The sequence below is a fragment of the Sphingomonas sp. FG14 genome (assembly GCF_057809675.1).
In genome coordinates, this window is sequence record NZ_JBMDKK010000001.1 from 1,245,327 (window position 1) to 1,267,715 (window position 22,389).

Sequence of the window (22,389 nt, forward strand, 5' to 3'; positions counted from 1 at the left end):
GCAGGATATGAAGCCAATCGCATTGCTTGCCACGATCATGTTTCTCGGCGGCACCGGCATCGCCACGGCGCAGCAGCCTCAGCACCACCGCCCCCCACCGCGCCCGCCCCTTCCCGGCCCCGGCCATGGCCCGGGCGGCAATTGGACAACCATCGGCTACACCACCGTCGGCGCTGGCCGCGATCGCGACGTAATCCGCGTGCGCGGCGATGATCGACATCGTCAGATCCGGGTCTGCGCGCTCAATCGCTCGATCGAAATGCGTGACCTCGACGTGCGCTTCGCGAATGGCGGACGGCAGGACATCCGCGTGCGGCAGGTGATCCGGGCGGGAACCTGCACCGCGGCCAAGGATCTGAACGGCCGGCGACGCAACATGCAGAGTGTCCAGATCGTCTATTCGCGGATTCGCGGCATCCTGCCCGTCGTTCGCATTCAGGCGCGCTGAACATAGTCATTCATAAGCGAAAACAGCCGCAGAATATTCCAGCCTGATCGCTGCGATGCGATCTCTTCCGGTGCCTGTTCGCCACGGGCGCCGCGAGGCGACCGCGCCGCCACGGTTACCGATGACCTGACCACCGGTGACGGTCTCATCGATGTCAGCCCATTCGAGCTCCGCGAAGCGCAGATAGACAGGCGGCCGCAGCGGATAGTCGGTCACGGACACCATGCTGCCGAGCGCGGTCATGTCGAACAATGCCCGCGCGAAGGCGAAGGGCAGCCTGATGCAACCGTGAGAAGCCGGATAGCCAGGATTCCAGCCGGCATGAAGCGCGATTCCGTCCCAGGTGAGCCGCTGCATGAAGGGCATCGGAGCATTGCTGTAGAGATTGGAGCGGTGCCATTTGGCCTTTTGCAGGATACGAAAATCGCCCAGCGGCGTTTCCTTGCCCGGCTTTCCCGTGGAGATTGCGGATACACCGATCAGCGTATCTCCTCGATAGACGTAGATGCGCTGGAGCGCGATGCTGATACCAATCGTCAGCGGCGCGTCGCTTTCAGCCGGCGCGCTCCATAGAAATTCGCCGGGCTGTAATGTGGCGACCGCGCGATGAAGCCTCACCTCCTCATGGGCCGACTGCGCATGCGTGACAGACGCGGCGCAGAACAGCCCCACAAGCGCGAGCCAGAGGGCCGAACAACGATACCGAAAGAGCGGGACTCGCGCCATTACCGCAGCATTTCATTGCCAGAAGTCGCTCGCAAGACATGGTTAATAGAATCCTCAACGCCTCGTCGCATTCATCGGCGGGCGATAAACAATCCGGTGCGATGTCCAGCGCCTCTTGACGGAATCACCCGCCGGGCATAGGGACGCCGCTCGCGCACCGCGGCCCCTTCGTCTAGCGGTCTAGGACGTCGCCCTCTCACGGCGAAAACACGGGTTCGAGTCCCGTAGGGGTCACCACCGCACCGGCTGCAATCCAGGAAAACCGGCTGCGGATTTCGGGCTGTGAAGGCGTCGCGCCATCGGCCGCTCGCTCAACTTCCACCGGCCCGTTGCCACGCCCAGACATGCCCCCATTCGCTGGGCCTGCAATGCGCGGTCGGTACCCAGGTCGCCGGATCGATCACCAGCGGATCGCAGCCGATCTCGAGGTCGAAACCCGCCGGGGTCTGCATGTAGAAGCCAAAGGTCCTGTCGTTGACATGGCAGCCGAGCGTCGCGCTTTCCGGCACCTTCGCCTGGCGCATGCGATCGTGACAGCGGCCGACATCGAGCTGGCTCTTCATCTCCAGCATCACATGGACGCAGCCCGAGGGCGGCTGCGGGATCTCGCCGAGCGCCACCGAATGATGCCGGCCGTTATCGGCATGCATGAACGTGAAGCCCATGCCCGGATCGACGGGATCATCGCTGAAACGGAAACGCGCGACATCGGTGTCGCTGAATCCGATGCCCTCGTAGAATTCATGGGTCTCGTCAAAGGCGGGCGCCGCGAACACCACATGGCCCATGCCCATGTCGCCGGTGACGAAGCCGCTGACCCCGGCCGGCGAAACGAACTTCACCGTATCCCGCCGGTCGCCGTGGAAGAATTCGAGCCCATTGCCTGACGGATCGCTCGTGCGGAAAAACGCGGAGACACCGCGCGCCCGCGCCTCCTCCACCGTGCCGTCGACGACATGCCGGCCTGCGGCCGTTACCTTGCCGCGCAACGCCGCGAGTTCGTCCGCATCGCCCACTTCATAGCCCGCCAGCACCAGCCGATCGGCCGATCCCGCCTCTATCCAGAAACGGAATGGGCGATCGTCGACGCGATAAAGCGCAACGCCCGCAGGGCCATCCGCGCCGCGCATCGCGCCGACGATCCCGGTCAGATAATCGTCCCATGCATCGCCCCTGGTCGTTTCGATGACGACATATCCCAGCGCCTTGATCCCCATCCTCATGCTCTCCTTGCCGATCGACCCTGGGGCGGCGCCCGCCCCTCCCTGCCCGCCGGGACGGCATGCCGACGCGACGGTGAGCGGATACGCCACCCGGCTCGCCTGATCCGACAAACGCGGAATCACAGCAGCCACGAACAACACATATCCAAAAACACACTCTTTCAAAATCAAAATATGCGTAATATTGATTTCTTGAATTACGAATCATTCGACGGACGACACCCGTCTTGGGAGGATCGCGCAAATGGCCACAGCAGTTTCGACGCAACCGGATCTCCACACCCCGCCCTCCGCGGAAGAGCTGATCGAAAGAGCGCGCGCGATGGCGCCGGCGATCAGGGCACGTGCCCGCCATGCGGTCGCCGAAGGAGACGTGCCGGCCGAGACCATCGCGGACATGCGCGAGGCGGGATTGTTCCGCATCCTCCAGCCCCGTCGCTGGGGCGGTTATGAAATGCATCCCAACGTCTTCTACGCGGTTCAGAAAATCCTGGCCGAAGCCTGCATGTCGACGGGCTGGGTCTATGGCGTGCTCGGCTGCCATCCCTATCAGCTGGCGCTGTTCGCCGACAAAGCCCAGCGCGAGGTGTGGGCGGACGATCCCGACATGCTCGTCTCCTCCACCTATCAGCCGGTCGGCAAGGTCGAGAAGGTCGAGGGCGGCTTCCGCCTGTCGGGCCGCTGGGGTTTTTCCTCCGGATCCTCACATTGCGGATGGGTGCTGCTCGGCTCGCTCCATTTTCCCGAGAACGGCCCGCCCGACCTGCGGACCTTCCTGCTGCCGGGTTCGGACTATCGCGTGATCAAGGGCACATGGGACGTGTTCGGCCTGCAGGGCACCGGCAGTTTCGACATCGTGGTGGAGGACGCCTTTGTCCCCGAATATCGCACGCATCGGTCGATCGACGGATTCACCTGCACGAATCCGGGGCAGATCGAGAATGACAGCCCGCTCTATCGCCTGCCCTGGGCGCAGATATTCGTGCGCGCGGTCTCGACCGCCGCGATGGGCAGCGCCCGCGCGGCGATCAATGCCGGCATCGAGATCATGAACAGCCGGATCTCGACCAATACCGGCAAGGCGGCGAAGGCCGATCCGCTGCTCCACGCCGCGCTTGCCCGCGCCGTCGCCGAACTGGAGGAGATGGAACTGGCGCACGAAGCGAGCTTCGACGAAATGATGAACCGGGCCGCTTGCGGCGAGGCGATCCCGATGGAACGGCGCGCACTCTTCGCCTATCGATCCGCGACCGTCGTTCGGCGACTGGCCGACCTGGTCGAGGATATCGTCAAGCTGCTCGGCAGCCGCGCGGTCTATATGTCCAGCCCGATCGTCCAGCCCTGGCTCGATCTGAAGGCCGCGCGCGCGCATGTCGCCAACGACCCCGGCAATCGCACCGCCGACGTGCTCGCCACCATGGCGGGCGACATGCCGGCCTTCAATTATCTCTGATCGGCCGGGAGACTGCATAATGATCGAAACGACCCATCGCGTCGCCGGCGGCCACGATATCCATATCCGGGAGACCGGCGCCGGCCCCGCCGTCATCTTCATCCATGGCAGCGGCCCCGGAGCCTCCGGCATCTCCAATTTCCGTGCCAATGCCGATGCCTTCGCGTCGGCTGGCTACCGCGTCATCCTGCCCGACATGATCGGCTATGGCGCATCGTCCAAGCCCGAGGGTGTGGATTACACGCTGGCGCTGTTCGCCGGCACGCTGCGCGCGGCGCTGGCCGCCCATGGCGTGGAGCGCGCGACCCTGGTCGGCAATTCGCTGGGCGGCGGCGTCGCGCTCCAGATCGCACTCGACGATCCAGGCTTTGTCGAGCGGCTGATCCTGATGGCGCCCGGCTGCATCGCCCCCTTCGACGCCTATGCCGCGATGCCGGGCATAGCGAAGATGCGATCGGGTTTCGGCGGCCCGGATTTCGACCTGGCCGAACAGAAAAGGCTGGTTTCCAACCTCGTCCATCCCGATTTCGCATCGCGCATATCCGACGCACTCGTCGCCGAACGCTTCGCCGTCTCGCGCACCCAGCCCAAGGATGTGCTGACGCGGATGCGCACGCCCGATCTCAGCCCAAGGCTGGGCGAAGTCAGCCATCCGATGCTGGTGCTCTGGGGCCTGAACGACGAATTTTGCCCGGAAGCGCATAGCCGACTGTTCCTGGAGCGCTGCCCGAATGTCCGCGCGATCAGCTTCGCGCGCACCGGCCATTGGGTGCAACTGGAACGCGCGGAGGAGTTCAACAGCTATTCCCTCGCCTTTCTCAGAAACATCTGAGGCGCTTTCACCTCTCCGGGAATATGGTATCGCGACGTCGCGCGGATGAAGGGCAGGCAAATTGAGCATCAGTTTCGACGCGACCGATCATGCCATCGTCGAACAGCTGCGCAGCAACGGCCGTGCGACCAACCAGCAGATCGCGGAGGCGCTGGGGCTGACCGCCACCACCGTATCGACGCGTATCCGGCGGATGGAGGACGCGAACCAGTTGCGCGTCGTCGCCGAATCCGACTTTTCGGCGCATGGCTATGACCTGCTGTTGCGCGTGACCATCGAGGTGGAGGGCCGGCCGGCGTCGGATGTGGCGCGCGCGCTCGCGGCGTTGCCCGAGGTCTTCGCGGCGCATCTGGTGACGGGCAGCTACGACATCGACATGCTGGTCGCGCTGCACGAGGTCGACGAACTCGGGCCATTCCTGCTCGACAGGATCGGCGCCATCCCGGGCATCCGCACCGTCACCCCGTCCACCATCGTCGACATCGTCAAATATCAGTTCGACGTCGTCCCGATCGAGCCGGAGGCCTGACCGTGGCGACAGCGAAACTCGACGAACTCGACCGGCGGCTGATCGACCTGCTCTCGCAGGATGCACGCGTGTCGAACCGCGCCATCGCCGGCCAGCTCGGCGTCACCGAAGGCACGGTGCGGGGCCGCATCAAAAGGCTGCAGAGTGAAAGGCTGATCGCCTTCACCGCGATCACCGGGCTGGCGATGGCGAGGAAGTCGCGCCTGGCCTTCATCAATATCGAGGCCGAAACCGGAACGGTCCGCGCCGTGATGCGGGCGCTTTCGCTGATCGCGGAGATCGACGGCGTGATGGCGACGACCGGCCGGTTCAACATCCTGGCATTGTGCCTGTTCGACGAACTGGAAATGCTCGCCGACATCGCATCCGAACGCATCAGGGTGTTACCCGGCGTCCGCCATGTCGAGACCGCGATCGCGGTCAAGACCTTCAAATATAATGCGCGGCTGGTGAAGATCACCCAGCCGCCCGAACCTCAGGACCAGACCGATTTGAACTTCGATGAAAGCATCGAACGGCTCGCAAATCGCGGTACAACAAAAACCTAGAGCGTGTGGCCCGCTTCTAGCGGATCACCCGCTCTAGAGCGGTTTCCGATCTGATCGAATCAGATCGACCGCTCTAAGCTTTTGTTTCACCGCGATTTCCGAGTCGTCAGATGAGGCCATCTGACTGGAAATCGCTCTAGGAAGCCTGACCGGCATCCTGCCAGGTTCGGACAAAATCGACCGAACCCATGTCCGCCGCCAGCCGCAGCGCGCCGAGCCGGCGATTCCAAAAGGTCTCCGCACCATCGGCCAGCCGCCATTCGTGCAGGCGGCGCGTGAAGAGCTGGAGATCATGCTCCTCGCTGATACCGATCGCGCCGAACACGGCATGGGCGGTGGCGGCGATCCGGGCGGCGGCGGCGCTCGCGACCGACTTGGCGGTGGCGACCGCCGCCGGTGAAGGCGGCAAGCCCCCCGCGCAGCCGAGCTGCGACGCAATGCGCGCGGCGACCATATCCTCCGCCATCACCGCCAGAGTCTGCTGAAGCGCCTGCTGGCGCCCGATCGGCTTGCCGAACTGGATACGTTCATTGGCATAGGCCGTCGCCATCCCGGTCAGCCGCGCGGCCGCTCCGGCGATCAGGGTGGCGCGAAGGATAGCGCCAGGCGCGCGCAGGCCGCCGGCAGGCACGGCACCGACAACCAGACCGGTGGAAGGCGACCATCGCGAACGCGCGGCAAGGCTGGCGTTCACCCCCGTCGGCGACAACGTCATCGACGCCGCCTCGACCAAATGGAGCGCGCCATCGGCTTCGACCAGCGCGTGGGCCGCGAGCAGGCCGCCGGATATGACGCTCTCGGCGTCCGTACCCGCCTCGGCAAGAACGATCGGCCCTTCGGGCAGATCGGCCCCCGCCATCGCCAGCAGATAACGGGCAATCATCGTCTCGCCGACCGGCAACGGCACCGCATGGCGGCCGAGCGCCAGCCAGAGCGGATGGACCTGCGCCGGGGAGAGCCCCGCCCCGCCCCGATCCTCCGGCACCAGCGCATCGAGGAAGCCCGAGGCGGAGACCACATCCCAGAGCGACCCGGCGCCCATCCCGTGTTCGACCGCGCGAACCAGCGCCGGCGTCGCGATCGCCTCGATCATGCGTTCAAAGGGTTCGAGAAACTCGTTCATGCCTATCTCAGCCCCATGCCGCGCGCGATGATGCCGCGCAGGATCTCACGCGTACCGCCGCGCAGCGAAAAGCTCGGCGCGATATGGGTCACGTACAGCAACGTCCGATAAAGTTCGGCGTCGATCGGCGCGTCCGGATGCGCGGCGAGATCATCGCCGATCGCGATGGGCAATTGCTGTTCGAAGCTCGTGCCCAGGTCCTTGACCAGCGCCGCCTCCGTCGCCGGGCTCTCGCCCGCCGCGAGCAGCGCGGTGCAGGCGATCGACATGGCGCGCAGCACCCCCAGCCGGGCCGTGAAATCGCCGACCAGCGCCGTCGTCGCCCGATCGGCCCGCCCCGTCGCCCGGAGGTGCCGTATCCAGGCGTCGAGCAGCACGACGCTGGAATAGATGCGTTCGGGGCCGCTGCGCTCGAACGCCAGTTCGGCGGTCACCTGTTTCCAGCCCTCGCCCTCGCGCCCGATCAGCGCGTCGGCGGGCAGTTCGACATCCTCGAAAAAGACCTCGCAGAAATGCGCTCCGCCCGTCAGATCGACGATCGGGCGGACGGTGACGCCCGGCGCCTTCAGATCGATGATCATCTGCGACAGGCCGGCATGCCTGTCCTCCACGCTGCCCGATGTACGCAGCAGCGCGATCATGTGATCGCTGTGCTGGGCATTGGTGGTCCAGATCTTCTGGCCGTGGATGCGCCAGCCGCCATGGGTGCGCTCCGCCCGGGTCCGCACGCTCGCAAGGTCCGATCCCGATCCCGGCTCGCTCATGCCGATGCAGAAGATCAGCTCGCCGCGGCAGATGCCCGGCAGATACAGGCTGCGCTGCGCTTCGGTGCCGAAGTTCAGGATCAGCGGCGCGGTCTGGCGTTCGGTGATCCAGTGCGCGGCGACCGGCGCGCCCGCCGACAGCAGTTCCTCGACGACGATGAAACGCGCGAATGCGCCGCGTTCGCCGCCGCCATAGCGTTTGGGCAGGGTCAGCCCCAGGAAACCGGCGGCGCCGAGTTCGCGGCTGAATGCCGCATCGAAGCCGAGCCAGGATCGCGCGCGGATATCGGCAGGGGTGCCGGCGATCGCACGCTCGATCAGCGCACGAATGGCCGGGCGGATCGCCTCGTCCTCTGCCGGCAGCGCCGCAAGGGTCAATGTCTCGAACAGCGCTCCGCCTCCCCTTTGTCCGTCTGCCTGCCGACATGCAGCGCAATGACGGGTGCGATCAAATATTTGTTTGATCGGATCCGATACCGATCATGTATCGCCCGCCGCGCAGGCCGTCGCGACGAAGTTGCGCGCCAGCCCCCCGGCATCGCGCCGCGCCGCGACCCCCATTTCGACATGGATCGGATCGGTGAGCGGCATCAGTCGCACGCCTTCGGGCACGGTGCCCGCCATCGCCGAGGGCACGAGCGCGATGCCCAGTCCCGACTGGACAAGGCTGAGGATCGTCTGCACCTGCGTCGCTTCCTGCGCGATCCGCGGCGTGAAACCCGCTTGCTGACAGGCCAGCAGCACCACCGAGCGCAGCACGCTGACAGCGCCGTGAAGCACCAGCGGCTCGCCCGCCAGATCGGCAAGCGCCAGGTCTTGGCCGCCCGCCAGCCGGTGGGTGGCGGGCAGCGCGACGACCAGCCGGTCGCGCTCGATTACCGCCACCTCGAAATCGCCCGGATCCAACAGTGGCAGCCGCACCAGCCCGACATCGAGTTGCCGCGCCGCGAGCGCCGCGCAGATCGAGACGCTCGTCATCTCCTCCAGCCGCAGATCCACGTCGGGATAACGGGCCCGAAATGCGGGAAGGATGCGCGGCAGCGCGGCGTTGATCGCCGAACCGACAAAGCCGACCGAGATCGCCCCGCGCTCGCCTTGATGCCCCTGCTCGACGATGCTGCGGAACAAGGCCGCCTGTTCCAGTGTCGCGCGCGCGGCGGGCAAGGCGGCGCGCCCCGCATCGGTCAGGCGCACGCCACGGCTTTCGCGATCGAACAGCCGCGCGCCCAGTTCTTCCTCCAGCCGGCGGATGGCGACGGTCAGCGGCGGCTGCGAGATATGAAGCCGTTCGGCCGCGCGGTGGAAATTGAGCGTTTCGGCGAGCGTCGCGAAATAGCGCAACTGGCGAAGGTCCATCGATAGTCACCGCGTATCGCGTGTCGGGAAATCAATATTGGTCAAGGCGCACCGACGCATTTAGGGATTGGATCCTCTTCGTTCCGGAGCCTGCCCGCCTATGAATCCCTTCCTTCTCGTCGAACGCGATGGCCCGGTGGTGATCGCCACGCTCAACCGCCCCGAGGAGCGCAACGCGATTTCCGAAACCGCGCATAGCGATGAAATCGCCGCCTTCTGCGCGGAGATGACGCGTGATCAGGGCGTGTGCGCCATCATCCTCACCGGCAGCGGCAAGGCCTTTTGCGCGGGCGGAAACGTCAAGCATATGCGCGAGAAGATCGGGATGTTCGGCGGTTCGCCCTATACGATCCGCAACAATTACCGCACCGGCATCCAGACGATCCCGGCGGCGCTTTACGAACTGGAAGTGCCGGTGATCGCGGCGATCAACGGGCCGGCGATCGGCGCCGGGCTCGACCTTGCCTGTATGTGCGATATCCGCATCGCGGCGGACACCGCATTGTTCGCCGAAAGCTTCGTGAAGCTCGGCCTGATCCCCGGCGATGGGGGGGCCTGGCTGCTGCCGCGCGTGATCGGCATGCCGCGCGCGACGCAGATGACGCTGACCGGCGAGACGATCGATGCCGCGAAGGCGCTCGAATACGGCCTCGTCACCGAAACGCTCGCACCGGAAAGGCTGATGGACCGCGCGCGCGCGATCGCCGCGAGCATCGCCACCAATCCGGGCCATTCCACCCGCATGGCCAAGCGGCTGCTGCGCGAGGGGCAGGACATGAAGCTTGGCCCGCTGCTGGAACTGTCGGCCGCCTATCAGGCGCTGGCGCACCACACGCCCGAGCATGAGGAGATGATCGCCGCCTTCGTCGAGAAGCGCGCGCCGAAGCCGTCCTGATCCAAGCGACCGGGCGGCCGTCACCCGGCGGCGGCCCGGCCGGCGATGCGGCCCGAATAGACGCAGTCGGCGAGCGAGATGCCGCTGACATAGCGATGCGACGAGATGCCCTTCGCGGTCTTGCCCGCGGCGAACAGTTTCGGGATCGGCTTGCCAGCTTCATCCAGCGCCTGCCCCGTGGCCTCGTCGACGACGAGGCCGCCCAGCGAGATCGAGGGACAGAGATAGCGCTTGTTGTGGATCGAGATATCGATCGCGTAAAATGGCGGCTCGACGATCTGCGCGGTGAAATCGCCATGCTTGCGGAATCTGGGGGCCTCCAGTCCGGTCGATGCGCGATTGTAATGATCGACCTCCGCGCGCAACGTGGCGGGATCCATGCCGCATTTGCCGGCAAGCGCCTCGATCGATCCGGCCTTTGTCGAGCTGAGCAGCAGCCCCATCAAGGCCGGCGCTCCCTGGAGGCGGAACAGCTTCCGCCGGCCCGGCATCGCTTCGCGAAACGCCTGGCGCCGCAAGCGGCTGTCGAGGATGATATAGGCGACGCCGCCATGATCCTCCGCGATATGGTGGCCGATCTTGCCGCCATAGCAATCCTCGGACACGAAGCGTTCGCCGCGACCGCTGACAACGATCCCTCGTGAAAGCGAGGCCGGTGGATTGAACTGCCGCCACGCGGAAATATTCTCCAGCCCGTCCACCCTGGCGCCAACCGACTGGCCGAGCCGGATGCCCGATCCGTCGCAGCCGATGCTGCCCAGCGGAATGGCGCCCAGATATCCGGGCGCGTAATGGGCGACCATCTTGCGGTTATGGATATAACCGCCGGTCGAGAGGATCACGGCCTTGCCAATGCCGATCGATGTCGCCCGCCCTTCCGCATCCGATATCGCGTTGGCGTTTCGAACGAGCCGTTCCGCGATCTGTGGGAACAGCAATGTCGATGCCTTGCCGAAATTCTTGCTGATCTTCCGCAACGCCGAAGCCGCCCGAGACCGTTTGTCGACATGCTGGATTTCCAGCCCGGCGATCTCGCCATCGGTGGACAGGATGAAGCGCCGGGCTTCGCTGTAGCTGTAGAGTTTCAGGCCCATGGCAAGCGCCGATCGCAGCAGCGGATCGAACAGGCGGTGCCCGGTCAGCCCGTCCCCCACCGCACGATGGCCGCGCGGCGCGGGCCGGGCATGATCGGCATAGTCGGCCTGCGCCTCGTTCCCCGAATAATAGAGGAAATAGCCCTTGCCGGGATAGGATGTCTTCACCGGAGAGACGGTGCTGCCGAACCGGACGCCATGCGCCGACAGCCATTCGATGTTCGCGCTGCTGGTGCGGCAGAAATCGAGCAAGGTTTCGTCCCGAACGGCGTCGGCCACTTCGAGCTTCAGATAGTCGTACATGGCCTGCACCGTGTCTTCGATGCTGGCTTCCTGCTGATAGCGTGTCCCGCCACCGCCATAATAGACGCCGCCGGACATGCGCGTGGCGCCACCGCCATCGAACCTGTCGATGGCGATGACGCTTGCCCCCCGATGCAGGGCTTCGAGCGCCGCGCAGATCCCCGCGCCCCCCAGGCCGACGATCACGACATCGGCGGCATCGTCCCACCGCGCGTCATCGGGCGTGGCGAGGTTGACGGGCGCCCCTACGCGGGAATTCCAGTCGGGATCATCCACATTCATGGCGCGCCCCGCCTCAGAAATTGTAGCGCGCCTGCACGCCCAGTTGGCGCCCGCGCATGATCACGCGCGTATAGGATCCCGACGAAGCGACCACGTCGGTGGCCGATCCCATGACCTTCGTGTTCGTAACATTCTTGCCAACAAAGGCGATTTCCCATTTCTCGTCGATCTCGCCGATGCCCAGGCGCAGGTCGAGTTGCTGCCAGGCGCGCTGGCGGGTCGCGGGATCCTTGTCGGCCGCGACGTCGTAGGAGCTGGAGAAGGCGAGGATCGCATCGGCGCGGACCCGCAGCGTGCTGCCGATCGGCTGGTTATAGCCGGCCCGGACATTGCCCGACCATTTGGGCGCGAACGGCGGCGCGCGGCCGGTCAGGTTCTGCACGCAGGGCAAGGCGCCGCTGGCTTGGGCGATCGCGGCCTGTGCGGCGGTGCAGCCGGCGCCCGCATATTCCTTGTAGGCGGCGTCGAGATAGGCGAGATCCACCCCGAAATCGAAATACTGGCTGGGCTGCCAGCGCAGCTCGGCCTCCGCGCCCTGGGTCTTCAGGCCGCCGACATTGGTGACCTGGATAAAGGCTGATGTCGGCGTGATCTGCGTCACGCTCTGCTGCAGATCCTTGTAGTCGCTTCTGAACAGCGACAGGTTCACCGCCAGCTTGCGATCGAGCAGCAGCGATTTGACGCCGACTTCATACGCCTTGACGGTTTCAGGGAAGAAGGTCAGGCGATTGGGCACACCGGTCAACTCCACCGCATCGAACCCGCCGGCTTTGAAGCCTTCGCTGAACTTCGCATAGAAGGTCAGATCCCGATCCACCTTGTATTGCAGGGTGGCGGACGGCAGGAATGCGCCGTCCTTCACCGTCGCCCTCGTCGTATGATCGGCAAAGCCCGTCAGGAAGAAGGCGACCGGCTGCAGCGCCGTGGGCAGCCGCGTCGTCGTCAGGCCGAGCGGATCGTTGCCGGTGGCGTTGGTCGCCGACTGGATGCCCTGCTTCTTCGAATGGGTGTAGCGCATGCCCAGGGTCACCGAGAATTGATCGGTGAAGGGATAGGTCACGGCGCCGAAGGCGGAGAGCGCGGTTTCCTTCTGGTTGAGATCGATCACCCCGGCGAGCGGCGCATAGGGGGCGAGCGGCGCCAGCGGCCCCGTCAGCAGGACATTGGCGAACGGGAAATTGAGCGTCGTATGGACGTTCGATTCCGAATCCAGGAAATAGCCGCCGAAGATATATTGCAGCTTCGATTGCGCGGGCGAGGTGACGCGCAGTTCGAGCGTCGTCTGCTTCAGGTCCTCGGGCGAATTATAGCTGAAGAAATTGGCGGGCACGCCATCGGTGTCGGCCGCGACCAGGAAATCATATTTGGAGAAGGAGCCGAGCGCGACGATGCCGGGGCCGTCGCTATTGTCGCGCTCGATCTTGAGCAGATATTCCGACGCCTCGATTTCACCGCGTTCGCCGGGACCGGAGGCGCGCCGGAAATCGAAATCGGCCTCCTGCCCGGTCGCGATGGCATAAGCGCAGGAGAAGGTCGTCGCCGGATTGAAAGGCGCGGGCGGCGGGCAATTGGTGAGTTGCGCGGCGAAGGGCGCCTTGGAATCCTGCTTGCCATATTCGGCCTTGAACGTGGCAGCCCAGTCCGGCGCCATCTGCCAGAGCGCGGAGAAGCGGACGAACTTGTCCTCCACCTTGGGATCGCGCTTGCCGGTGCCCAGATTTTTGACGAAGCCGTTCAGATCGGAATATCGGCCGGCGACGCGCACCGCCAGCGTGCCGGGGATGATCGGCCCGCCTGCCGCCGCCTCCACCACCGGTTCGTTGGCGACGAATTCGTACGAAGCCAGGGCATAGCCCTTCCATTCGTCCAGACTGGGCTTGGTCGTGGTGACGCTGAAGGCGCCGCCGATGGCGTTGTTGCCGAAATAGATGGTCTGGGGGCCGCGCAGCACCTCGATCCGCTCCAGATCGACCACCGTCGACTGCGAATAGCGCGACCGCCCGTGATAGACGCCATCGACGAAGGTGGCGACCGCCTGTTCGAAGCCGGCATTCGATCCCGAACCGACGCCGCGGACATAGATATTGTTCGAGACGGTATCCTTCGAGACGAAGACGTTGGGCAGCCCCTTCGCCAGATCCTCGACGCCTGAAATCTGGCGGTCACGCAGTTCGTCGCCCTGCACCGCGATGATCGAGATGGGAACGTCGCGGATCGACTCCTCGCGCTTCTGCGCGGTCACCACGATCTCTTCGACCTGCGCGAATGCCGGCATGGACACGCATGTCACCGCCCCCAGCGCCACGGACCGCAAAAGATGCTTCTTCGCCGACTTCATGCCTCTCTCCCCTCGCACCAGGCCGGCCGTCATCACGGTCCACCCTGGTTCCTGTTCTGGTTGATGAAGAAAAGCTAGATTGGGAGGCACTGAATTTCAGCTCGCGTTCCGCTCGCTTCTAACGCACGCGAAAGCCCGGTCTCCGGCTGGGGGCAACTCCTAACATCTTTGAGTTACGGGAACAATTGGCAGCCGCGCCGGGCCGTCAGCGGCGCCGGACATTGCTCGTTCGAGGCGCCGAAAACCGGCGCGACACCACGATTTTCGCGGGAGAAGCTCGTCTTCCACGCGCCGACGCCAGAGCGCCGAATCCATGCATTCGATGGTCGAACACGAGTTCAAGATGAGTGATAGCGAGCGTTAGATTCGCGCACGGATGCAGGATCCCAAGGGGAGGATGATGATCAAGCAGATCGCGTTTCTGAAAGCCAGGCCGGAACTGGAGGCCAGGGCGTTCATCGACCTGTACGAGCGCGAGCACGCGCCGCTGGTCGCATCGCTGCTGCCCTCGCTTTCCGCCTATCGCAGAAGCTATGTGGTGCCCGGCCTGATGGTATCCAACGCGCATCCCGGCGACGATGGCTGGCGGCCCGATTACGACGTGGTCACCCAGCTCTGGTTCGAGGATGCGCAGGCGCTCGACGCCTGCAACGCGGTGCTCGCGGACAAGGCGACCGCCGGCGCGATCCGGAGGAGCGAAGCGCGGCTTTTCCCGCAAGGGGAAACCACCATCACCACATGCGAGGCGTTCGTCACCCCCGCCGATACGCTTCAGCCCCGCCCCGCCGGCCATCACGGCCCGCCCGCGATCAAGCTGCTCGGCACGATCCGGAAACGAAGCGGCATGTCGCGCGCGGCCTTTGTCGATCGCTATGAACATGGCCATTGCGCGCTGGCGCTTCGTGTCCTGGCGAAGGACGGCGTGCCGATGTTCGCGCGATATCAGCGCAGCTTTCCCATCGGCGAGCAGCCGGATTTCGACGTGCTGACCGAGGTCTGGTTCTGGACGCAGGATCATTATCACCAGTTCCTGGAGATCCATGCCGACAAAAGCGTCGGCGCGGCGATCGCGGAAGACGAGGCGCAATTGTTCGACCGCGCTTCGATCACGATGGTGAGCGTCGAGGAGCATGGCTCGCCGATCAACAGCTAAACGAGTTTTACCTGAGGCCTCCCCTTCTTAGGCACGAGATCGCCGCCGCCGGGCATCTGACGGAGGTGGCGGAATCGTAACGGAGGGAAGATTGGGCAACACCGGTATCGCGTCGATCGCGGCCTATCTGCCGCGACTGCGCCTCGCCCGAAAGGCGATCGCGGATGCGAACAAATGGGCGAATCCGGCGCTTGCCGCGCTGGGCAAGGGCCATCGTACCATCTGCGCGCATGACGAGGACAGCCTGACCATGGCGGTGGAAGCGTGCCGGCGCTGCCTGGGTGACGTGCCCGAGCCCTCTGTCGAGATCGTCCAGTTCGCGAGCACCACGCCGCCCTTCGCCGATCGCGCGAATTCGGTGATCCTGGCCGAGGCGCTGGCGCTGCCGTCCGATCTGCGCTGCGCCGATGTGACGGGCTTCCTGGGATGCGGCGTCACCGCGCTGATCGGCGCGTTGGAGAATGGCCGGCCGGCGCTGACCGTCGCATCGGAAAAGCGCATGGCGCGGATCGCATCGGCGCAGGAACTCGCGCTCGGCCACGCCGCGGCGGCGGTCGTCACCGGCACCGAAAACCTGATCGCGCGGCTGGTCGCGACACATTCGACCGCGGTGGATTTCGTCGATCACTACCGGAACGCGAAGGCGCCGACCGACTATCTGCTGGAGGAACGCTGGGTGCGTGACGAGGGCGACATGAAGATCGCGCCGCCCGCGATCGAGACGCTGCTGCGCAAGGCGGGTCGCAACGCCGACGCCATCGATCATGTCGTGATCGCGGGCGTCGGCCGTGCCGCCGCCCGGCAGATCGCCGGCAAATGCGGCTTCGCAGAGGGCCGGCTGATCGATCCGCTCGACGCGGCGTGCGGCGACACCGGATCCGCCCATGCCCTGATCATGCTGTGCCATGCGCTGGAACAGGCGGCACCGGGCGAGACCATCCTGCTCGCCAATGTCGCGCAGGGTTGCCAGACATTGCTGTTCGAGACGACCGACGCGATCGCCGATCGGCGCGATATCGACACCGTCCGGGATCAATTGGAAAGCGGCGTCGAAGACCTGAACTATCTGCGCTTCCTGTCGTTCAACGAACAGATCGAAGTGGATTGGGGCATCCGCGCGGAACGCGACAACCGCACCGCGCTTTCCGCCTTCAACCGCCATCGCAAGACCGCGACGAGTTTCATCGGCGGCCGGTGCGAGGCGTGCGGGACACGGCAATTCCCGAAGGGGCGATGCTGCGTCAATCCGGACTGCCGGCAATTCGACACGCTGGTCGACGAACCGTTCAGCCACAAGATCGGCCGCGTCAAATCCTATACCGAGGATTGGCTGGCCGTCTCCGCCAATCCGCCCTTCATCTACGGCAATGTCGCCTTCGACGATGGCGGCGTGATCATGATGGAATTCACCGATTGCGAGCCTGGCGAACTGAGCGTCGGCACCCCTGTCCGCTTCGTGTTCCGCATCAAGGAGAAGGATCCGAAGCGGCACTTCCACCGCTATTTCTGGAAAGCCGCCCCGGTCGGCATGGCAAAGGCGCGATAAATGGCTGAAGGCATTCGGGACAAGGTCGTCATCCTGGGCATGGGCTGCTCGCGCTTCGGCGAGCGCTGGGATTGCAGCGCCGAGGATCTGATCGCGGAATCCTTTCAGGAAGCCGTGGCGGATGCCGGCATCGATCGCGACCTGATCGAGGCGGCATGGTTCGGCCTGTCGATGGACGAGCAGAATCTCGGCAAATCGGCGCTGTCGCTGTCGCAGGCGCTGCGTCTGCCGAACATCGCGGCGACGCGGGTCGAAAATCTGTGCGCGACGGGATCCGAGGCGTTGCGCGGCGCGGTCTATGCGGTGGCGGCGGGCGCCGTCGACATCGCGATGGCGCTGGGCGTCGAGAAGCTGAAGGACACCGGCTATGGCGGCCTGCCCGAACGCAGCCGTGGCACGTTCAACGACCTGTGGCAGCCCGGCGTCACCGCGCCGGGATCCTTCGCGCAATTCGCCAGCGCCTATGCCGCGCGCCATGACCTGAAGATGGACACGCTGAAGGAAGCGATGGCCCATATATCGTGGAAAAGCCATGAGAACGGATCGCGCAATCCCAAGGCGCATCTGCGCAAGCGGATCTCCAAGGATGCGATCCTGAACGCGCCCATGATCGCCTATCCGCTGGGCCTGTTCGATTGCTGCGGCGTCAGCGACGGTTCGGCCTGCGCGATCGTCACCACCCCGGACATGGCGAAGCGCCTGGGGCGGACGGGCGAACTCGTCAGCATCAAATCGATGCAATTGTCGCTCAGCAACGGATCGGAGATGTCGCACAACGACTGGGACGGCAGCTATGCGCATACGACGCGGATCGCCGCCCGCAAGGCCTATCGCGAGGCCGGTATCGTCGATCCGGTGCGCGAGCTCGACCTGGTCGAGGTGCACGACTGTTTCTCGATCACCGAACTCGTCACCATGGAGGATCTGGGGCTGTCCCAGCCCGGCGCCGGCTATCGCGACGTGCTCGCCGGCAAATTCGACGCCGATGGCGAGGTAGCGAGCAATATCGATGGCGGGCTGAAATGCTTCGGCCACCCGATCGGCGCCTCCGGGCTGCGCATGGCGTACGAGGCCTATGGCCAGTTGCTCGGGCGCGCCGGCGATCGCCAGCTCGTCCGGCCGCGCCGGGCGCTGACTCATAATCTCGGCGGTTTTCCGAACAACAATGTGTGCAGCATCTCGATCTTCGGACGGCTGGACAGCTGACGCACGCGCCGCTCCTCCCTCATCGAAACCGGAACAGCTTCGACATGAACCATCCCGCATCGCTCGAAAACAAGGTCATCATCGTCACCGGCGCCGCCCAGGGCATCGGCAAGGCGCTGACCGATCATGCCGTCGCCATGGGTGCGCGCGTCGCGGCGGTCGATATCAACCGCACGGCGCTGGAAGAGGGGCTGTCCGCCCATGATGCCGGATCGGTGCGATGCTTCGCCGGCGACGTGACCGACGAGGAATTCGTCGCGGACGTCGTGCAGCAGACCGTCGCGGCGTTCGGCGATCTCAACGGCCTGCTCAACAATGCCGGCATCGTCCGCGCCGCGATGATCACCGACATGAACCGCGCGCAATGGCAATCGGTGATCGACGTGAACCTGACCGGCGCCTTTGTGTGCCTGCAGGCCGTCGGCCGCCATCTGGTGGGCAAGGCGAAGCAGGGCGATCCCAACCCCGGATCGATCGTGAACGTCTCTTCGGACGCCGGGCGGCGCGGCACGTTCGGGCAGATCAACTACGGCGCCGCGAAATCGGGGGTCATGGGCCTGACGATGAGCGCCGCGCGCGAATGGGGGCGCTTCAACATCAACGTCAACAGCGTCTGCTATGGGCTGGTGGAGACCGCGATGACGGAGACGATCCGCCAGGAGCGCTTCCGCGACCGCTATCTGGAAACCATTCCGCTCGGCCGGTTCTCGACGCCCGAGGAGATCGCGCCCGCCACCTGCTTCTTCCTGTCCGATGCCGCCGCCTATATCACCGGTCAGCATATCGGCATCGATGGCGGTTTCCACATCACGTCCTAGCACCAATCGACATTCGGCCCATACCGGCCTGCAAATGGCGATTGGTCCTGATCACTCGGGCGGCAGCCAGCGCTCTGCCCGCCTTTCCCACGGATTGTCGCCGGGGGCGGCCGGCAGCGCATAAAGCGCCTCACACGTGGTCATCACCCGCTCCGCAACCGTCATGCGAAGCGTCACCGCCACCGCCGCGCCGCACGGCCCGTCCGCGAACACCGTGTCGACGGCTCCGCCGATCGTCACGCGATCGCCCGCGAAGATCGAGGATGTCATGCTGAACCGCATGCGCGCGATCCGCCCGCGCGGCCCCGACCAGTCATTGAGGAAGCGTTCGAACAGCGACGCCTGGAACTGGGTGTTCGCGAAGATATCGCGCTGGCCGACGGTGCCGACGACATAGCCATGATCGTGATGCAGCGGCGAATAATCGCGGCTGGCAAGCGCCCCGGCGATAATGCGCGTCGCCGTCGCATCGAAGGCGAGTTCGGGAATGGCCTGTCCGGGCGCGAGATCGCCGATCAGCAGCGTGTTCATGCCTGTGCCTTCTCGAAGCCGAAAAATTCGTAGCGTTCGACGCCGACAAGGCCGCCGTCATCGTCGAGATACTGCATCTCGATCGTCCAGAAACGTCCGAGCCCGAGCCTGGTCCGCTTGGGATCGCCGACCTCCCGCACCACCTGCCTGGTGTGCAGGCGATCGCCGATCCGCACCGGCGCATGGAAGCTGATCGCGTAGGAAACGACGATCGACGCCGGATAGCCGAGCAGATCCTTGAGATCGAAATGCGCCTGGAGGGCCTTGAGCGGCGCCCCCTGCCCCGGCTCCCAATATTCGGGCCGCCCCCAGGTGGGCAGCATCGTCGCCGGGCAATAGGCCTCGCCGAGCAGGCCGGAGGCCGCCTGATCGTCCCAATGGACCGGATTTCCATTCTCCACCGCGGCACACATCGCCCGCACATTCACCGGATTTGCGGCGATGCCCGGGCCGGCCGCATATTGCGGCACGCCGATCAGGCGCAGAACCCGATCGTCCAGAGCGGTCGCCATGCCGTCGCTCATGCGAAGACGTGATCGGAGATGCGCGCCTTCAGATCGTCGGCCGTGCCGTACATCAGTTCATGATGCTTGGCGCGCCGGTAGAAAAGCTGGGGTTCGCCATCGACCGAATAGCCGATGCCGCCATGGATCTGCACGCTGACCGTCGCCAGCCGCCGCAACAACGAGGCCGCCTGGAGCTTGGCCATCTGCGCCAGATGGCGATAGGGCATGTTGCCGTCCCTGGCCCAGGCGGCCTGATAGACGAGATATCTGATCCCCTCCAATTCGGTCGCGCAGTCCGCCAGCGGGTGCGAGACCGCCTGGAAATTCGCGATCGGCCGCCCGAACTGATTGCGCTGATTGGCGTAGTCGACGGTCAGCGCCAGCAGCCGGTCCGCCGCGCCGACCGCCTCCGCCGCGACCGCGATCAGAACATCGCCGAACGCTTCGCTGCCCGGATCCGGCGCTTCGGTCGCCGCGAACATGGCGGCATCGCCGATCCGGACATCGTCGAAGCGGACCGCGAACAATGGCTGCGACGCGTGGTTGGGTTGCGCCACGATCGAGACGCCCGGCGCATCCGCCGGCACCAGCGCCCATGCGCCGCCGTCCGGTCCCGTGCCATGGACAAGGAAGATGTCGGCGACGCTGGCGAAGGGCACCAGCGACTTCTCGCCGTTGACGACGCCGCGCACGGGATCGATCGCCATTGCCGGCGCATCGCCGATCAGGTCGTTCTCCTGCCAGGCAGGGATCGCGATGACCTCTCCACGCGCGATGCCGGGCAGCCATTCCCGCCTTGCCGGTTCCGAGCCGATCCTCGACAGCAGCGACGCGGAAAGCACGCAGCTCGACAGAAAGGGCGAGGATGCCAGCGAGCGGCCGAATTCCTCGCACACCAGCGTCAGATCGAGCGCCCCCATGCCGGCGCCGCCATGATCCTCGTCGATGCGCAGCGCGCAGATGCCGCTTGCGCCGAGTTCGCCCCAGAAGGCGCGATCGAACTTGTCGTCCTCGCCTTCCAGTCGGCGGACGGTCTGCGGATCGAACAGGGTTTCGCACATCCGCCGCACCGTGCCGCGCAGCATGTCCTGTTCTTCGGTGAGATCGAGATCCATGATTATGCTCCGACCGACAGACCGAGCCCACGCCGGGCGACGATGTTCTTCTGGATCTCCGACGATCCGCCGCCGATCGTGTCCACCACGGTCGCGCGGTCCGACATCTCCCAGCGTCCGTCGAAGGGGGCATGGGGCGCACCCGATCGCAACAGGCCCAGCGGCCCCAGGCAATCGAGCCCGTAATTGGCGATGCGTCGGCCGAGCTGGGTGCTGTAGAGCTTGTACATCGCCGCCTCGACCGTCGGCACGTCGCCCTTGATCGCGCGCGCGATCACGCGCCGTTGCAGCATGATCGCGGTCTCGGTTTCGCAGGCCAGTTCGGCGACGCGTGCGCGGATCACCGGATCGGCCGCCAGCGGCGCCCCGCCCCGCCGCACCAGTTTCAGCAGTTCGACCAGCGACTGGAATTTGAGCAGCAGCGGCCCGACCGTGTAGAGCGCGAAACGCTCGTAATCGAGCGCCTCGCACACATAGCGCCAGCCCGCATTCTCATCCCCCACCAGATAGTCGCCCGGCACGTCGACATTGTCGAAGAAGACCTGGTTGGTGCGATGATCGCCCATCGTCTTCACTTCGGTGATCGTCAGCCCCGGATGATCCATCGGCACCAGGAACACACTGATGCCCTTGTGCTTGGGTGCGTCCGGATCGGTTCGCGCCGCGACCCAGTACCAGTCGGCGAAATGGGCCGAGGTCGTCCACATCTTCTGGCCGTTCAGCACCCAGTCGTCGCCCTTGCGCTCCGCGCGCAGCCTCAGCGAGGCGAGATCGGATCCCGCACCGGGCTCCGAATAGCCGAGCGCGAACTCGATGTCGGCGGTGAGGATGCGCGGCAGGAATTCCCGCTTCAGCCGGTCCGACCCATGCGCGATGATCGTCTTCCCGATACAGCCCACGCCCTTGCCGATGATGGGCGCGCCCTGGCTCGAAAGCTCCTCGTTGAGCAGATAGTCATAGACACCCGGCTTTTCCCGGCCGCCATAGTCGCGCGCCCAGGACATGCCGATATAGCCGGCGTCCGCAAGCCGCTTCATGAAGGCGCGCCGTTCCGGGCCATCGACCAGCCAGGAATCGGTCTCGCGGTGCGGCGCGAAGATCACGGCGGCGTCCGCGCGTTGCCGCTCGCCCGCCAGATGATCCTGGAAATCCTTCAGGAACCCCATCTCGTCGTCGGAAAAGGCGAAGTTCATGCGGCGACTTCCTCCATCAATTCGATCGTGTTGCCATCGCCATCCTCGACCAGCGCGACGCGCACATCCTGCCGCAGGCTTCGGACCGGCACCGGGACGGCGAAGCCCGCCGCGGCGATGCGATCGACCAACTCGGAGAGATTGGCGATGCGGAGCGCCAGGTAACGGATGCCGACAATGCCCTGGAAACCGCCCTGGCTTGCCGGCTCCGCCGCCGGCTCGGCGGGCACGAGGACGCGGATCACGCTGTCCCCGGCCTGGAAACGCGTGACCCGCCCCATGCCCGGAATGTCGATGCTGCCCGCCAGCTGGAAGCCCATCAGGTCGCGATAGAAGCGGATCGGCGTATCGATACCGTTCGACACCAGCCCGATCTCGACATGCTGCTGCGCAAGTTTCGCTGCCAT

At 65.3% G+C, this 22,389-nt stretch carries 22 protein-coding genes and 1 tRNA gene; 11 read left to right on the forward strand and 12 right to left on the reverse strand.

The window, feature by feature from the left end; genetic code table 11:
* The first annotated feature begins 37 nt into the window (after positions 1–37).
* Entirely contained in the window at positions 38–448 is a 411-nt protein-coding gene (locus ACODTA_RS05960) for a DUF2541 family protein (protein WP_489064888.1), read from the forward strand.
* A gap of 6 nt (positions 449–454) precedes the next feature.
* Here the strand turns inward: ACODTA_RS05960 and ACODTA_RS05965 are convergent, their stop codons facing one another.
* Positions 455–1,174: a L,D-transpeptidase family protein gene (locus ACODTA_RS05965; RefSeq protein WP_489064889.1), complete on the reverse strand. Its 720-nt coding sequence runs from the start codon at positions 1,172–1,174 to the stop codon at positions 455–457.
* A gap of 161 nt (positions 1,175–1,335) precedes the next feature.
* Here ACODTA_RS05965 and ACODTA_RS05970 point away from each other — a divergent pair.
* Positions 1,336–1,411, forward strand: a tRNA-Glu gene (locus ACODTA_RS05970).
* Between the two features lie 74 nt (positions 1,412–1,485).
* Here ACODTA_RS05970 and ACODTA_RS05975 read toward each other — a convergent pair.
* Positions 1,486–2,391 (reverse strand): VOC family protein, encoded by a 906-nt coding sequence (locus ACODTA_RS05975; protein ID WP_489064890.1) that lies wholly within the window; start codon positions 2,389–2,391, stop codon positions 1,486–1,488.
* A gap of 250 nt (positions 2,392–2,641) precedes the next feature.
* On the opposite strand from ACODTA_RS05975, the gene ACODTA_RS05980 reads away from it, so the two are divergent.
* From ACODTA_RS05980 to ACODTA_RS05995, 4 genes are all read left to right on the forward strand, one after another.
* Positions 2,642–3,850: an acyl-CoA dehydrogenase family protein gene (locus tag ACODTA_RS05980; RefSeq protein WP_489064891.1), complete on the forward strand. Its 1,209-nt coding sequence runs from the start codon at positions 2,642–2,644 to the stop codon at positions 3,848–3,850.
* A gap of 19 nt (positions 3,851–3,869) precedes the next feature.
* A complete protein-coding gene (locus ACODTA_RS05985) occupies positions 3,870–4,682 on the forward strand; it encodes an alpha/beta fold hydrolase (RefSeq protein WP_489064892.1) in 813 nt (270 codons plus the stop codon).
* Positions 4,683–4,743: 61 nt separating this feature from the next.
* Positions 4,744–5,211 carry an Lrp/AsnC family transcriptional regulator gene (locus tag ACODTA_RS05990; protein WP_489064893.1) on the forward strand — a complete coding sequence of 156 codons (468 nt, stop codon included), beginning with the start codon at positions 4,744–4,746 and terminating at the stop codon, positions 5,209–5,211.
* Positions 5,212–5,213: 2 nt separating this feature from the next.
* On the forward strand, positions 5,214–5,759 hold the full coding sequence (locus ACODTA_RS05995; RefSeq protein ID WP_489064894.1) for an Lrp/AsnC family transcriptional regulator: 546 nt from the start codon (positions 5,214–5,216) through the stop codon (positions 5,757–5,759).
* Positions 5,760–5,895: 136 nt separating this feature from the next.
* Here ACODTA_RS05995 and ACODTA_RS06000 read toward each other — a convergent pair whose 3' ends face one another.
* The 3 genes from ACODTA_RS06000 to ACODTA_RS06010 form a co-directional block, all read right to left on the reverse strand.
* The gene (locus ACODTA_RS06000) at positions 5,896–6,882 is read right to left on the reverse strand and encodes an acyl-CoA dehydrogenase family protein (RefSeq protein ID WP_489064895.1); all 987 of its coding nucleotides are present in this window, start codon (positions 6,880–6,882) and stop codon (positions 5,896–5,898) included.
* 2 nt (positions 6,883–6,884) lie between these two features.
* The gene (locus ACODTA_RS06005; RefSeq protein WP_489064896.1) at positions 6,885–8,024 is read right to left on the reverse strand and encodes an acyl-CoA dehydrogenase family protein; all 1,140 of its coding nucleotides are present in this window, start codon (positions 8,022–8,024) and stop codon (positions 6,885–6,887) included.
* A 102-nt stretch (positions 8,025–8,126) separates the two neighbouring features.
* The gene (locus tag ACODTA_RS06010; protein WP_489064897.1) at positions 8,127–9,002 is read right to left on the reverse strand and encodes a LysR substrate-binding domain-containing protein; all 876 of its coding nucleotides are present in this window, start codon (positions 9,000–9,002) and stop codon (positions 8,127–8,129) included.
* Between the two features lie 100 nt (positions 9,003–9,102).
* On the opposite strand from ACODTA_RS06010, the gene ACODTA_RS06015 reads away from it, so the two are divergent.
* On the forward strand, positions 9,103–9,897 hold the full coding sequence (locus ACODTA_RS06015; RefSeq protein WP_489064898.1) for a crotonase/enoyl-CoA hydratase family protein: 795 nt from the start codon (positions 9,103–9,105) through the stop codon (positions 9,895–9,897).
* 20 nt (positions 9,898–9,917) lie between these two features.
* Here ACODTA_RS06015 and ACODTA_RS06020 read toward each other — a convergent pair whose 3' ends face one another.
* Complete coding sequence (locus ACODTA_RS06020; protein ID WP_489064899.1) at positions 9,918–11,576, reverse strand: FAD-binding protein; 1,659 nt, start codon at positions 11,574–11,576, stop codon at positions 9,918–9,920.
* 13 nt (positions 11,577–11,589) lie between these two features.
* Positions 11,590–13,914, reverse strand: a complete 2,325-nt coding sequence (locus tag ACODTA_RS06025) for a TonB-dependent receptor (RefSeq protein ID WP_489064900.1) — start codon at positions 13,912–13,914, stop codon at positions 11,590–11,592.
* A gap of 400 nt (positions 13,915–14,314) precedes the next feature.
* Between ACODTA_RS06025 and ACODTA_RS06030 the strand changes: the two genes are divergently transcribed.
* The 4 genes from ACODTA_RS06030 to ACODTA_RS06045 all read left to right on the forward strand — a co-directional run bounded on the left by ACODTA_RS06030 (position 14,315) and on the right by ACODTA_RS06045 (position 18,637).
* A complete protein-coding gene (locus ACODTA_RS06030) occupies positions 14,315–15,067 on the forward strand; it encodes an EthD domain-containing protein (RefSeq protein WP_489064901.1) in 753 nt (250 codons plus the stop codon).
* A gap of 91 nt (positions 15,068–15,158) precedes the next feature.
* Positions 15,159–16,613 (forward strand): OB-fold domain-containing protein, encoded by a 1,455-nt coding sequence (locus ACODTA_RS06035; RefSeq protein WP_489064902.1) that lies wholly within the window; start codon positions 15,159–15,161, stop codon positions 16,611–16,613.
* Positions 16,614–17,819, forward strand: coding sequence for an acetyl-CoA acetyltransferase (locus tag ACODTA_RS06040; RefSeq protein ID WP_489064903.1), 1,206 nt, complete (start codon positions 16,614–16,616; stop codon positions 17,817–17,819).
* A 44-nt stretch (positions 17,820–17,863) separates the two neighbouring features.
* On the forward strand, positions 17,864–18,637 hold the full coding sequence (locus ACODTA_RS06045; RefSeq protein ID WP_489064904.1) for an SDR family NAD(P)-dependent oxidoreductase: 774 nt from the start codon (positions 17,864–17,866) through the stop codon (positions 18,635–18,637).
* 51 nt (positions 18,638–18,688) lie between these two features.
* Here ACODTA_RS06045 and ACODTA_RS06050 read toward each other — a convergent pair whose 3' ends face one another.
* From ACODTA_RS06050 to ACODTA_RS06070, 5 genes are read right to left on the reverse strand one after another with little or no spacing between them, the layout of a single operon-like run.
* Positions 18,689–19,168 carry a hotdog family protein gene (locus ACODTA_RS06050; RefSeq protein WP_489064905.1) on the reverse strand — a complete coding sequence of 160 codons (480 nt, stop codon included), beginning with the start codon at positions 19,166–19,168 and terminating at the stop codon, positions 18,689–18,691.
* Complete coding sequence (locus tag ACODTA_RS06055; RefSeq protein ID WP_489064906.1) at positions 19,165–19,680, reverse strand: MaoC family dehydratase; 516 nt, start codon at positions 19,678–19,680, stop codon at positions 19,165–19,167. Before ACODTA_RS06055 ends, ACODTA_RS06050 begins: the two co-directional genes overlap by 4 nt.
* An 8-nt stretch (positions 19,681–19,688) precedes the next feature.
* Positions 19,689–20,789 (reverse strand): acyl-CoA dehydrogenase family protein, encoded by a 1,101-nt coding sequence (locus tag ACODTA_RS06060; protein WP_489064907.1) that lies wholly within the window; start codon positions 20,787–20,789, stop codon positions 19,689–19,691.
* 2 nt (positions 20,790–20,791) lie between these two features.
* Entirely contained in the window at positions 20,792–21,982 is a 1,191-nt protein-coding gene (locus ACODTA_RS06065; protein WP_489064908.1) for an acyl-CoA dehydrogenase family protein, read from the reverse strand.
* On the reverse strand, positions 21,979–22,389 hold the full coding sequence (locus ACODTA_RS06070; RefSeq protein WP_489064909.1) for a VOC family protein: 411 nt from the start codon (positions 22,387–22,389) through the stop codon (positions 21,979–21,981). Before ACODTA_RS06070 ends, ACODTA_RS06065 begins: the two co-directional genes overlap by 4 nt.